Annotated in this window: 11 protein-coding genes; 10 read left to right on the top strand and 1 reads right to left on the bottom strand. The window is 72.5% G+C overall.

The features are described 5' to 3' along the window. Nucleotides 1-191: 191 nt before the first annotated feature. Genes E3N83_RS09870 through E3N83_RS09860 form a run of 3 tightly spaced genes read left to right on the top strand, consistent with a single transcriptional unit; the run spans nucleotide 192 to nucleotide 4,787 of the window. Nucleotides 192-446: a WhiB family transcriptional regulator gene (locus tag E3N83_RS09870; RefSeq protein WP_151083104.1), complete on the top strand. Its 255-nt coding sequence runs from the start codon at nucleotides 192-194 to the stop codon at nucleotides 444-446. A 52-nt stretch (nucleotides 447-498) separates the two neighbouring features. Next, nucleotides 499-3,369 (top strand): glycosyltransferase family 2 protein, encoded by a 2,871-nt coding sequence (locus tag E3N83_RS09865; RefSeq protein ID WP_151083103.1) that lies wholly within the window; start codon nucleotides 499-501, stop codon nucleotides 3,367-3,369. Beyond that, nucleotides 3,366-4,787, top strand: a complete 1,422-nt coding sequence (locus tag E3N83_RS09860; RefSeq protein ID WP_151083102.1) for a DUF5719 family protein — start codon at nucleotides 3,366-3,368, stop codon at nucleotides 4,785-4,787. The genes E3N83_RS09865 and E3N83_RS09860 overlap by 4 nt, the downstream gene beginning before the upstream one ends. A 14-nt stretch (nucleotides 4,788-4,801) precedes the next feature. On the opposite strand, the gene E3N83_RS09855 is transcribed toward E3N83_RS09860, so the two are convergent. Continuing rightward, nucleotides 4,802-5,272, bottom strand: a complete 471-nt coding sequence (locus tag E3N83_RS09855) for a metallopeptidase family protein (RefSeq protein ID WP_238342848.1) — start codon at nucleotides 5,270-5,272, stop codon at nucleotides 4,802-4,804. Between the two features lie 68 nt (nucleotides 5,273-5,340). Here E3N83_RS09855 and E3N83_RS09850 point away from each other — a divergent pair, with 68 nt between their 5' ends. The 7 genes from E3N83_RS09850 (at nucleotide 5,341) to mtrA (ending at nucleotide 11,553) form a co-directional block, all read left to right on the top strand. Further along, a complete protein-coding gene (locus E3N83_RS09850; RefSeq protein WP_151083101.1) occupies nucleotides 5,341-5,715 on the top strand; it encodes a DUF3499 domain-containing protein in 375 nt (124 codons plus the stop codon). Nucleotides 5,716-5,805: 90 nt separating this feature from the next. After that, nucleotides 5,806-5,970: a Trm112 family protein gene (locus E3N83_RS09845; protein ID WP_151083100.1), complete on the top strand. Its 165-nt coding sequence runs from the start codon at nucleotides 5,806-5,808 to the stop codon at nucleotides 5,968-5,970. Between the two features lie 7 nt (nucleotides 5,971-5,977). Then, nucleotides 5,978-7,009, top strand: coding sequence for an SIS domain-containing protein (locus E3N83_RS09840; RefSeq protein WP_151083099.1), 1,032 nt, complete (start codon nucleotides 5,978-5,980; stop codon nucleotides 7,007-7,009). Nucleotides 7,010-7,041: 32 nt separating this feature from the next. Further along, the gene (locus E3N83_RS09835; RefSeq protein ID WP_151083098.1) at nucleotides 7,042-7,986 is read left to right on the top strand and encodes a cation diffusion facilitator family transporter; all 945 of its coding nucleotides are present in this window, start codon (nucleotides 7,042-7,044) and stop codon (nucleotides 7,984-7,986) included. Nucleotides 7,987-8,039: 53 nt separating this feature from the next. Then, nucleotides 8,040-9,269, top strand: coding sequence for an MFS transporter (locus tag E3N83_RS09830; RefSeq protein ID WP_202879189.1), 1,230 nt, complete (start codon nucleotides 8,040-8,042; stop codon nucleotides 9,267-9,269). A 103-nt stretch (nucleotides 9,270-9,372) separates the two neighbouring features. Then, entirely contained in the window at nucleotides 9,373-10,812 is a 1,440-nt protein-coding gene (gene ahcY / locus E3N83_RS09825; RefSeq protein ID WP_238343175.1) for an adenosylhomocysteinase, read from the top strand. 36 nt (nucleotides 10,813-10,848) lie between these two features. Further along, nucleotides 10,849-11,553 (top strand): MtrAB system response regulator MtrA, encoded by a 705-nt coding sequence (mtrA, locus tag E3N83_RS09820; RefSeq protein ID WP_420371826.1) that lies wholly within the window; start codon nucleotides 10,849-10,851, stop codon nucleotides 11,551-11,553.

The raw sequence follows: 11,553 nt of genomic DNA, 5'->3' as shown, positions 1-11,553 counted from the left end.
CTGCTTCGTGGGATGCGAGCAGGTGATGTTACACAGGTGTCATTCGTCGCGCAGCAGAATCGTCAATACCAGATCATGCCTTGACTTTCGGTGTACGACAGGCGTGTAATTCCCACAGTGTTCTTCGGACGGTATGGGCGTCTGAGTGTGCAGGTGGGCTCCGAAAAGCCAGGGTCGAAAGGGCGAGGACCGTGAGGGAACTGTTTCTCCTCGAGGCGGACGCCGAGGAAGCGGGATGGCAGGAGCGTGCGTTGTGTGCGCAGACTGACCCCGAGGCGTTCTTCCCCGAAAAGGGTGGCTCGACCAGGGAGGCCAAGAAGGTCTGCCTCACATGTGACGTGCGGGGCGACTGCCTCGAGTACGCACTGATGAACGACGAACGCTTCGGTATCTGGGGCGGGCTGTCGGAGCGGGAGCGCCGCAAGCTGAAGAAGCGCGCGGTCTGACCCTCTCCGGCGAATTCGGGGGTCCTGCCACCCGCCGCTAGGGTGGTCGATCGTGAATCCGAGGGTCGTGGCTGTGCTGGTGAGCCACGACGGGTCCCGGTGGTTGCCGGCGGTCGTGGACGGGATCCGCGCGCAGACCGCCCCGCTCGCCGGGGTCGTCTGCGTCGACACCGGTAGCGGTGACGGGAGTCCGGCCCTGCTGCTCGAGGCGTTCGACGAGGTCGTCACGGTGCCCGGCAGCACGTCGTACCCCGAGGCGGTGCAGGTCGCCCTGGCCCAGGTCGACCCGGACGACGCCGACTGGATCTGGCTGCTCCACGACGACAGCAACCCGGCGCCCGACGCCCTCGAGTGGTTGCTGGCCGCCGCGGCCGAGGACTCCCACGCCGACGTGCTCGGCCCCAAGCTGCGGGAGTGGCCGTCGCTGAAGCGGCTGCTCGAGGTCGGCGTGACCATCTCCGGCACCGGCCGGCGGGAGACCGGCCTCGAGACCGGTGAGTACGACCAGGGCCAGCACGACAAGGTCCGTCCGGTCCTGGCGGTCAACACCGCCGGCATGCTCGTACGGCGCGCGGTCTTCGACCGGCTCGGCGGCCTCGACGAGAACCTCCCGATCTTCGGCAACGACGTCGACTTCGGCTGGCGCGCCGCGGCGGCCGGGGTGCGCACCGTCGTGGTGCCGCAGGCCGTGGTCTTCCACGCCGAGGCCGCGCACCGCGGGGTGCGCCGCACGCCGCTGACCGGGCGGCACACGCACTTCCAGGAGCGCCGGGCCGCGATCTTCACGCTGTTGGCCAACACCCCGGGCCGGGCCCTGCCCTGGCAGCTGGTCCGGCTGTTCTTCGGCACGCTGCTGCGGATGGTCGGGTTCCTGGTGGTGCGCTCGGCCGGTGAGGCGTTCGACGAGGTCGGTGCGCTGTTCTCGGTCTACGTGCGACCGGGTGAGGTACGACGCGCACGCCGGGCGCGGGCCTCCAGCGCCGGCGACCACGACCCGCGACCGTTGCTGGCGCCGTGGTGGGTGCCCTACCGGCACGGTCTCGACTTCGTCGGCGACATCGCCGCCGCGGCGACCAACCAGGCCCAGGACGTCGCCGACCGTCGTCGGGCGGCCAAGGAGGCCGAGGCCCCGACCCCGGTGCCGATCCGGCGACCGAGCGTGGTCGACGAGGACGCTCCGGAGGAGGACTCCGGGCTGGTCGCGCGCTTCCTGACCAACCCGCTCGCGATCTCGATGACGCTCGTCGTCGGGCTCTCGGTCTTCGGCGCCCGCGAGGCGTTCGGGCACGTCACCGGTGGCGGCCTGGCCCCGGCGCCGACCTCGGCGGCCGCCCTGTGGCGTCTCTGGACCGAGTCCTGGCACGCCCTCGGGACCGGCACGCCGGTCCCGGCGCCGGCCTACGCCTTGCCGCTGGCCCTCCTCGGCTTCCTGCTCGGCGGCAGCGCGGCCGCGGCGATCTCGGCGCTGCTGCTGCTGGCCGTGCCCCTCGCGCTCTGGGGCGCCTGGCGCCTGCTGCGGGTCGTCGGCCGCCTGGTCGACCCCGGCGGCTCGCCGCGCTGGCTGGTGGCGCTCGGCGCGGCGACGTACGCGCTCGTGCCGGTGACCTCCGGCGCGTGGGGTGACGGACGGCTCGGCGTGGTCGTCGCCGCCGCGCTGCTGCCGTGGCTGGCACATGCGGCCCTGGGCTTCGCGGACCCGGAGGTCGACCGGCGGTGGCGGGCCGCCTGGCGCTCCGGCCTGCTGCTGGCGCTCTGTGCGGCGTGCACCCCCGTCGCGTGGGTCTTCGCGATCGTGCTGGCACTGGTCGTCCTCATCATCGCGTACGCCGTCACCCGCTCGCTGCCGCGCGGCCGCGACGTCTGGGGCCCGCCCGCGGTGACCCTGGGCGTCGTACCCCTGCTGCTGGCGCCGTGGTGGCTGCCCGCGATCTGGCACGGGGCCGGATCGCTGCTGCTCCTGGAGACCGGCCGGCAGCCCTATCCGCCGCTCTCGACCAGTGACCTGCTGCTCGGCCGGTTCGGGGCGGGCACCGGCGCGCCGGGCTGGCTCGGGGCCCTCCTGGTCGTGCTGGCGGTGCTGGCCCTGATCCCGCGGGCGACCCGGATCCCGGTGCTGGTCACGTGGTTGGTGGCGGTCGTGGCGGCGGTGACGGCCACCGTGCTGTCGGTGATCCGGCTCCCGCTGCCCGGCGGCTCGGTGCGCCCGGGCATCGCCTTCGACATGGTGGTGCTGCACGGCTGCTTCGTGCTCGCGGCGCTGCTCGGTGCTCAGGGGCTGGTGACGATCCTGCGGCGCTCACGCGCCGAGCACCACGAGGTGCTGCTCGTGGGCCTGGCGGTGGTCGCGGCGATCGTCCCGGCCGTCGGCCTGGCGTGGTTCGTGGTGCAGGGCCCCGGTGACCTCGCCAACAGCGACAACTCGGGGATCCCGGCGTACATGACCGACGACGCCGTCGCCGAGCCGGCGAACGGCATCCTGCTGATCACCGGCGACACCGCCCATGGCCTGCGCTTCACCGTCCGACGGGGGGCCGGCGACACCGTGGGGGAGAACGAGATCCAGTACGCCTCGAAGCCGGACCCCGCGTTCACCGCGGACGTCCGGGCGCTGGTCTCGCGGCCGACCCCGACCGTCGTCTCCGACCTCGCCGGTGCCGGCATCCACTACATCGTGCTGCCCGCGCCGGCCGACGGCGACGTCGCCGCCGGCCTGGACGCCACCGACGGGCTCGTGCAGGCCAGCGCCGAGAGCCGGACGACCCGGGCCTGGCGGGTCGGCGTACCGGTCGACCCGCATGCCATGGACGGCCCCCGGTCAGTGCCGCGCGTGGTGCTGCTCGTCGTGCAGGGCGTCGCCCTGGTGCTCGTGCTGATCTTGTGCCTGCCGACCTGGCGCACCGGCCGACGGAGGGACGACTCATGAGCCGGTCCGGACGGCGGATCCGGATCCCCGAGGTGGCGCGTCGCCAGCGCACCCGCAGGATCGACGCGACCACGGTGCTGGCGGTGGTCCTGCCGCTGTTGACCGTGGGGGTGCTGGCGCTGGTCCGCCAGCCACCCACGCACACGACCGACCAGCCGCCGGCGCTCACCCAGCTGACCCGGTCGCTGGTGGTGTGTCCCTCGGCCGCACCCGGCTCGCCCGACGCGGCCGTCTCGACCACCAACGGCACGGCCGGCAACGTCACCGTCCTGGCCGGTACGACGTCCCGCGACGTCGCCGTCCGGCCCTGGGCGTCGACGCCGGTGACCGGCACCGGGACGCTGACGGTCAAGGGGTCCGACGCCCTGGCGCCGGGGCTGCTGGCCGCCCGCGCCGGCACGTCTCCGGTGACGGGTCTGGACTGCCCCAACCCGGCCTCGGACCAGTGGTTCACCGGGGTGGGCGCCCGCTCCGACCACGACTCCGTGATCGAGCTGACCAACCCCGACTCGGGGCCGGCCGTGGCCGACATCTCGCTGCTGGCGCACAAGACGTTCAGCGTCCGCCGGCTCCGCGGGATCACGATCCCGGGGCACAAGACGGTCACCCTCGAGCTCGGCTCGGTGGTGCCCCGGCGTCCTCTGCTGACCGCCCACGTCGTCGTCTCCCGCGGCCGGCTCGCGGTCGGCGTGCTCGACATGTTCAGCGCCGTCGGCGGCAAGCAGGTCCAGCGTGAGTGGCTCCCGCGCCAGCTCGCCCCCGAGCCGGACAGCCTCCTGCTCGGTCTGCCGACCGGGTCCGGGAGCCGCACCCTCCAGCTCGCCAACCCGACGGCCGACGTGGTGCGCGCCGAGATCCGGATCGTCACCGGTGACACCAGCTTCGTGCCGGCCGGGATGAAGCCGGTGACCATCGCACCCGGGTCCACGGTGGCGGTCTCGCTCACCCAGGCGCTCGGCAAGGCGCTGGGGGACGGCGCCGTGGGGGTCGCGATCCACGCCACCGGCGCGGTCACCGCCTCCCTGCGGACCACCCTGGCGGGCGACCGCGTGCTGACCGTGCCCGACCAGGTGGTCGGTCAGGAGGCGGCCACTCTGCTGCCGGTCGCGACCGGTGCGGGTGCCAAGCAGCACCAGGTCAGTGCCCGGGTGCTGCTCGCGGCCGACGCGTCGGGCTCGGTCACGGTCACGGCGTACGACGCCTCCGGCACGCGCATCCTGCAGCGCACGGTCGGGACCCAGAAGGGCCGCGTCGCCTCGATCACCCTGCCGACGGGTGCAGCGCTCGTGGACGTCGTACCCAAGGGCACGACCGTGAACGGCTCGGTGGTGGTCACCGGCCAGGGCGCCACGGTGATCCCGCTGCACGAGCTGCTGGTCAAGGGCCTGGTGCCGCAGATCTCACCGGGCCAGGACTGACCGGCCCGAGGCGCTCAGTCGCCCCCGGTGTAGCGCGGGTCGACGTCGTCGGGCTCGATGCCGAGCAGCTCCGCGACCTGCTCGACGACCACCGTGAGCACCATCGCCTCGAGGTCGGCCCGGGTCTCGCAACGGTGCTCGATCGGTCGGCGGAAGAGCACGAGCCGGGTCGGCTCGCCACCGTGCCCGCGCACCAGGGAGGCCAGCGGCACCGTCTCGCCCGACCAGTCGTCGGGCAGCTGCGGCGTGTCCTCGACGGCGTACTCGACCAAGCCGAGGCGTTCCTGCCACCGCGCGTCGACGTCGCGCACCGTCTCGAGCACCAGCTCGTCGAAGCGCTCGCCGCGGGTCGGCAGCTCGGGGCGGCCGGGGAGCGACGGGGTGATCGCGGGGCCGCGCATGCCCCGGCCGCGCCGGTCGCGGGTGCGCCTGCGCGGAGCCGGGGCGGCCTCCGGGACGGCGTCGGGGGGCGTCGGCGCGGTCACGCAGGCGAGCGTAGTGGACCCCGCGAGCCTCAGCGCCGTTGACGCGGCTCGGCGGTACCGTTCGCGACGTGAGTCCCACCCGCCGCTGTTCGCGCACCGCCTGCGGGCGTCCGGCCGTGCTCACCCTGACCTACGTGTACGCCGACTCGACGGCGGTGGTGGGTCCCCTGGCGACCTACGCCGAGCCGCACTCCTACGACCTGTGCGAGGCCCACGGCGAGCGGCTCTCCGCGCCCCGGGGCTGGGAGGTGCTGCGGCTCGCCCCCGACCCGAGCACCCTGGCTCCCTCGAACGACGACCTCCTCGCGCTCGCCGACGCCGTCCGCGAGGCCGGCCGGCCGATGGTCTCGGCGACGCGGTCCCCCGGAGACCCGCAGCCGGTCGTGGGTGCCGGCCGCGAGACCGGCCGCCGCGGCCACCTCCGGGTGCTCACCTCCGAGTGACCAACGGCGTCCCGACCCGGGCCGTTAGGCTCGGAGCGTGAGCACGACCGACGCCGCGCGGCGGTGCCCGACCAGACCAGGAGCCCCCGCATGAACCTCGACCCGAAGCTGATGGAGATCATCGTGTGCCCCGACTGTCACGGACAGCTGGCCGCCGAGGGTGAGGAGCTGGTCTGCCAGCAGTGCGGGCTGGCCTACCCGGTGCGCGACGACATCCCCGTGCTGCTGGTCGACGAGGCCCGTCGGCCCGGCTGACCGACCGATGGCCACCTGGTTCGACGAGTCGCGGTTGGACGACGAGCGCGCGCTGGAGTCCGCCGACGCGCGGCTGCGTGCGTTGGCGGAGTCGGGGGCTCGGGTGCGCCGCGAGGCGACCGAGGCCTCGGCCGCGGTGATCCTGGCCTCGGCGGACGGACCGGACGAGACCCGGCCGCGGGCGATCGTCGCCGCCGGCCCCGACTCGCGGCTGCTGCGCGCCGTGCTCGAGCCGTGGTGCCCGGTGCCGTTCGTGGCCTGGCCCGGTCCCGGCCTTCCCGGCTGGGCAGGTGCCCTCGACCTGGTCGTGGTGCTCGCCCCCGACGGCGCCGACCGCGGCACCGCCGGTGCGGTGGCCGAGGCGGTACGACGTGGCTGCCGGGTGGTGGTCGCGTGCCCCGACGGCTCGCTTGTCGCCCAGCACGCCGAGGGTCGCTGGTCGACGATCCTGCCGATCGTCACCCGCGACCAGCTGGCCACCGCGGTGGTCGCTCTGGAGTACCTCGAGCAGGTCGGGCTCGGACCCCGCGCCGACCACGCCGACGTCGCAGACGCCCTCGACCGGGTGGCGATGTCCTGCTCGCCGAACCGCGACCTCGCGGTCAACCCCGCCAAGATGCTGGCGATCGCCCTGGCCGACACGATCCCGGTCGTGTGGGGCGGCTCGGTCCTGGCCGCCCGGGCCGCGCGCCGTGTGGCCGAGACGATCCGCCGTGCGTCCGGCCAGTCGGCGATCGCCGGCGACGCCGAGCACCTCCTGCCCCTGCTCGAGGCGGCGCGTCCACGCGACGTGTTCGACGACCCGTTCGCCGAAGGCGCCGCCGAGCTGCGCCCGATGCTGCTGGTCTTCGACGACGGTGCCGACGACCCGGTCGTCCGCGAGGACGTCGGCCGGCTCCGTGCCGCCGCGGTCTCGCACGGCGTACGGGTGGAGACGGTGACCACCGAGGCCGACACCGAGATCGCCCGCTACGCCTCGCTGGTACTCAACGGGCGCTATGCCGCGGAGTACCTCCGGCTCGGTCTGGTCGAGGACTGAGCGGCCGACCTACCGCCCGCTAGCCTTCGGCCATGTCCACCGAAGGCAGCACCAAGGCGGTCGTGGCGGCCCTCCTGGCCAACACCGGCATCGCGGTCACCAAGTTCCTGGCCTTCCTGCTGACCGGTGCCTCGTCGATGCTCGCCGAGGCGATCCACTCGCTGGCCGACTCCGGCAACCAGGGCCTGCTGCTGCTCGGAGGCCGGCGCTCCCAGCGGGACCCGACCGCCCGCCACCCGTTCGGCTTCGGCCGCGAGCGCTACATCTACGCCTTCATCGTCTCGATCGTGCTGTTCACGGTCGGTGGCCTGTTCGCGCTCTACGAGGCCTACCACAAGGGCCACGAGCTGCACGCGGCCCACGGACACCTCGACGACTCGATCCTGGACAGTCGCTGGGCCTGGGTGCCGATCGTGGTGCTGCTCGCGGCGATCGTGATGGAGTCGTTGTCGTTCCGCACCGCGATCCGCGAGACCGCGGCGGTCAAGGGCGAGGCGTCGTACGTCTCCTTCGTGCGTCACGCCAAGCAGCCCGAGCTGCCGGTGATCCTGCTCGAGGACCTCGCCGCCCTGTGCGGACTGGCGTTCGCGCTCCTCGGCGTCTCGCTGTCGCTGCTGACCGGCAACCTGTGGTTCGACGTGATCGGCACCGGGCTGATCGGTCTCCTGCTCGTCGTGGTGGCCGTGGTCCTGGCCGTCGAGACCAAGAGCCTCCTCCTCGGTGAGTCGGCCTCCAGCGCGGCCGAGCAGAGGATCGTGGCGGGCATCGAGGGCACCGACGGCATCGACCGGATCGTGCATCTCAAGACCCTCCACCTCGGCCCCGAGGAGCTCCTCGTCGCCGCCAAGATCGCGGTCCCGGCGTCGGCTGCCGCGACCGACATCGCCTCCGCCATCGACGCCGCCGAGGCTGCCGTGCGGGCGGCCGAGCCGACGGCCCGGGTGATCTACCTCGAGCCCGACATCTGGCGGGGCTGAGCCGCACCGCCTAGCCTGCCGTCATGCGCCACTTCTCCGGACACATCTGACTCATGCGTAAGAGCCGGCGCGACGGCTTCGTGCCGCGCGTGCTGGCCTATCACGCCTCGCGCGACTTCGTGCCGCTCTACGCGGTGTACCCGCTGCTGTTCTCCGACCGCGGCGTCGGTCCCGGCCAGATCTCGCTGCTGTTCATCATCTGGTCGGTCACGGGCTTCGTGTGCGAGGTGCCCTCGGGTGCCTGGGCGGACTCCTTCGACCGGCGCCGGCTGCTGGTGCTCTCCGCGGGGATCTACGCCCTGGGCTTCGCCACCTGGACCGTGTGGCAGACGTTCGCCGGCTTCGCGGCCGGTTTCGTCTGCTGGGGTCTCTCGAGCGCCTTGATGTCGGGCACCTTCGAGTCCCTGGTGTACGACGAGCTGGTCGAGCGGGGCGACCAGGCTCGCTACCCGGGCCTGATCGGCTGGGCGCACTCGACCGCGATGGTGGCCAACCTGGTCGCCACCGCCTCAGCGGCGGTGCTGATCCACGTCGCCGGCTACGGCCTCGTGGGCTGGACCTCGGTGGGGTTCGCCGTCTGCCAGGGCCTGCTCGCCGCCACCCTGCCGGTGTCGTACCGGGCCCGGCACGCCCACGACCGCCCCGGCCTCGCCGACGACGGGTCCGCGCTGGTCGAGGCCGAGCAGGCGGCCTCGCAGTACGTCCGGATGCTCCGGGCGGGGCTGGCGGAGTCGCGACACCACCCCGACGTCCGGCGGGTGCTGCTGCTGGCCGCCGTGATGGTCGGGCTCACGACGTACGACGAGTACTTCCCGCTGGTGGCCCGGGCGCACGGGGTCGCGACCGCTACCGTCCCCCTCCTGGTCGCGATCACGGTGGCCGGACAGGTGGTCGGCACGGCCCTCACCGGGTGGTCGGCGCGGTTCGGCCGGCGCACCATCGCCACGGTGCTCGGTCTCGGCGCCGTGCTGGTCACGATCGGCGTGCTGGTCTCGCCGTACATCGGGTTCGTCGCCATCGGGGTGGGCTACGGCCTGGCCAACAACGCGATGCTGGTGGGCGAGACCCGGCTCCAGGACACGATCACCGGTCCCGCCCGGGCCACGGTGACCAGCGTCCTCGGCCTCCTGGAGGAGGTCGTGGCGCTGGTCGCCTTCGGCGTCTTCGCGATCGGGGCGCGGTGGCTCGGGTTCCCGACGCTGGTGGCGCTGTTCGGTATCCCCGCCGTGCTCGTCGCGGTCGCCGTCTGGCGCTGGCTGCCGGGGGCCCGCGACGATTCCTGATTCCGAGCCGGGTCGTTTTACGCTTCACCGGTCAGCGCCGGGAGACCCCGACGATGCGCAGATGCGCAGCGCAGGCCGCACCACCTCTGCCGAGGAGAACTTCATGGACTACAAGGTCAAGGACCTCTCGCTGGCCGACTACGGCCGCACCGAGATCACCCTCGCCGAGCACGAGATGCCCGGCCTGATGGCGATGCGCGAGCGCTACGGCGCGAGCAAGCCGCTTGCCGGCGCCCGGATCGCGGGTTCCCTGCACATGACGATCCAGACGGCCGTCCTGATCGAGACACTCGTCGACCTCGGCGCCGAGGTGCGTTGGGCCTCCTGCAACATCTTCTCCACCCAGGACCACGCCGCTGCCGCCGTGGCGGTCGGCCGCGACGGCACCGCCGACGACCCGAAGGGTGTCCCGGTCTTCGCCTGGAAGGGCGAGAGCCTCGAGGAGTACTGGTGGTGCACCCAGCAGATCCTGCTGTGGCCCGGTGACACGCGGCCCAACATGATCCTCGACGACGGTGGCGACGCCACCCTGCTGGTCCACCTCGGCGTCGAGGCCGAGAAGAAGGGCGAGGCGCCCGACCCGGCCACCGCCGCCAGCCACGAGCAGAAGGTCATCTTCGACGTCCTGCAGGCCTCCCTGAAGGAGAGCCACGACCGCTGGACCCCGATCGCCGCCGAGATCAAGGGCGTCACCGAGGAGACCACGACCGGTGTCCACCGTCTCTACGAGATGATGAAGGAAGGCTCGCTGCTCTTCCCCGCCATCAACGTCAACGACTCGGTGACCAAGTCCAAGTTCGACAACAAGTACGGCTGCCGCCACTCGCTGATCGACGGCATCAACCGCGCCACGGACGTCCTGATCGGCGGCAAGGTCGCGGTCGTGTGCGGCTACGGCGACGTGGGCAAGGGCTGCGCCGAGAGCCTGCGCGGCCAGGGCGCCCGCGTCGTGGTCACCGAGATCGACCCGATCTGCGCGCTGCAGGCTGCGATGGACGGCTACCAGGTCTCGACCCTCGACGACGTGCTCGACGTCGCCGACATCATCATCACCGCGACCGGCAACAAGGACGTCGTGACCGTCGAGCAGATGGCGCGGATGAAGCACCAGGCGATCCTGGGCAACATCGGCCACTTCGACAACGAGATCGACATGGCCGGCCTCGAGGCCCCCGGTGTCGCCGAGCGGAAGAACGTCAAGCCGCAGGTCGACGTCTGGACCTTCCCCGCCGACCAGGGCGGCAGGTCGATCATCGTCCTGTCCGAGGGCCGGCTGATGAACCTCGGCAACGCGACGGGCCACCCGAGCTTCGTGATGTCCAACTCCTTCACCAACCAGGTGCTGGCCCAGATCGAGCTGTTCACCAAGCCCGAGGCCTACCCGGTCGGCGTCTACGTGCTCCCCAAGCACCTCGACGAGGAGGTCGCGCGGCTGCACCTCGGCGCCCTGGGCGTGAAGCTGACGACGCTCACCGACGACCAGGCGTCGTACCTCGGCGTGTCGACGGAGGGGCCCTACAAGCCCGACCAGTACCGCTACTGACCGTATTTCGGCCGCGCGGCTGGCACTATGGGCGGCGTGACCCAGGTCGAGGACTCCCGTGCGCGGGTGCTGGTCGTCGATGACGACGCGTCGTTGTCGGAGATGCTGTCGATCGTGCTGCGCCAGGAGGGCTTCGACGCCCACCTGGTCGACCGGGGCGACCACGCGATGGAGGCGTTCCGCGCCTACCGTCCCGACGTCGTGCTGCTCGACCTGATGCTGCCGGGCAAGGGCGGGATCGACGTGTGCAAGGAGATCCGGGCCGAGTCCGGCGTGCCGATCGTGATGCTGACCGCGAAGGGCGACACCGTCGACATCGTCGTCGGCCTCGAGTCCGGGGCCGACGACTACGTCGTCAAGCCGTTCAAGCCCAAGGAGCTGGTCGCGCGGATCCGGGCGCGGGTACGCCGCAACGAGACCCCCGGCGCCGACGCACTGGCGATCGGCCCGCTCGCGATCGACGTCGCGGGTCACTCGGTGACCCGCGACGGCGTACCCGTCAACCTGACCCCGCTCGAGTTCGACCTGCTCGTGTGCCTGGCCCGCAAGCCCTGGCAGGTGTTCACCCGCGAGGTGCTGCTCGAGCAGGTCTGGGGCTACCGCCACGCCGCCGACACCCGCCTGGTCAACGTCCACGTGCAGCGCCTGCGCTCCAAGGTCGAGACCGATCCCGAGAACCCCGAGATCGTGCTGACCGTGCGGGGCGTGGGCTACAAGGCCGGCGCCTCCGGCCAGCAGTGA

Origin of the sequence: Nocardioides cynanchi, assembly GCF_008761635.1 — a bacterium.
In the GTDB taxonomy this organism is placed as follows: domain Bacteria; phylum Actinomycetota; class Actinomycetes; order Propionibacteriales; family Nocardioidaceae; genus Nocardioides; species Nocardioides cynanchi.
Note: the sequence above shows the minus strand (reverse complement) of the source record. Positions and strands in the feature narration are given on the sequence as shown.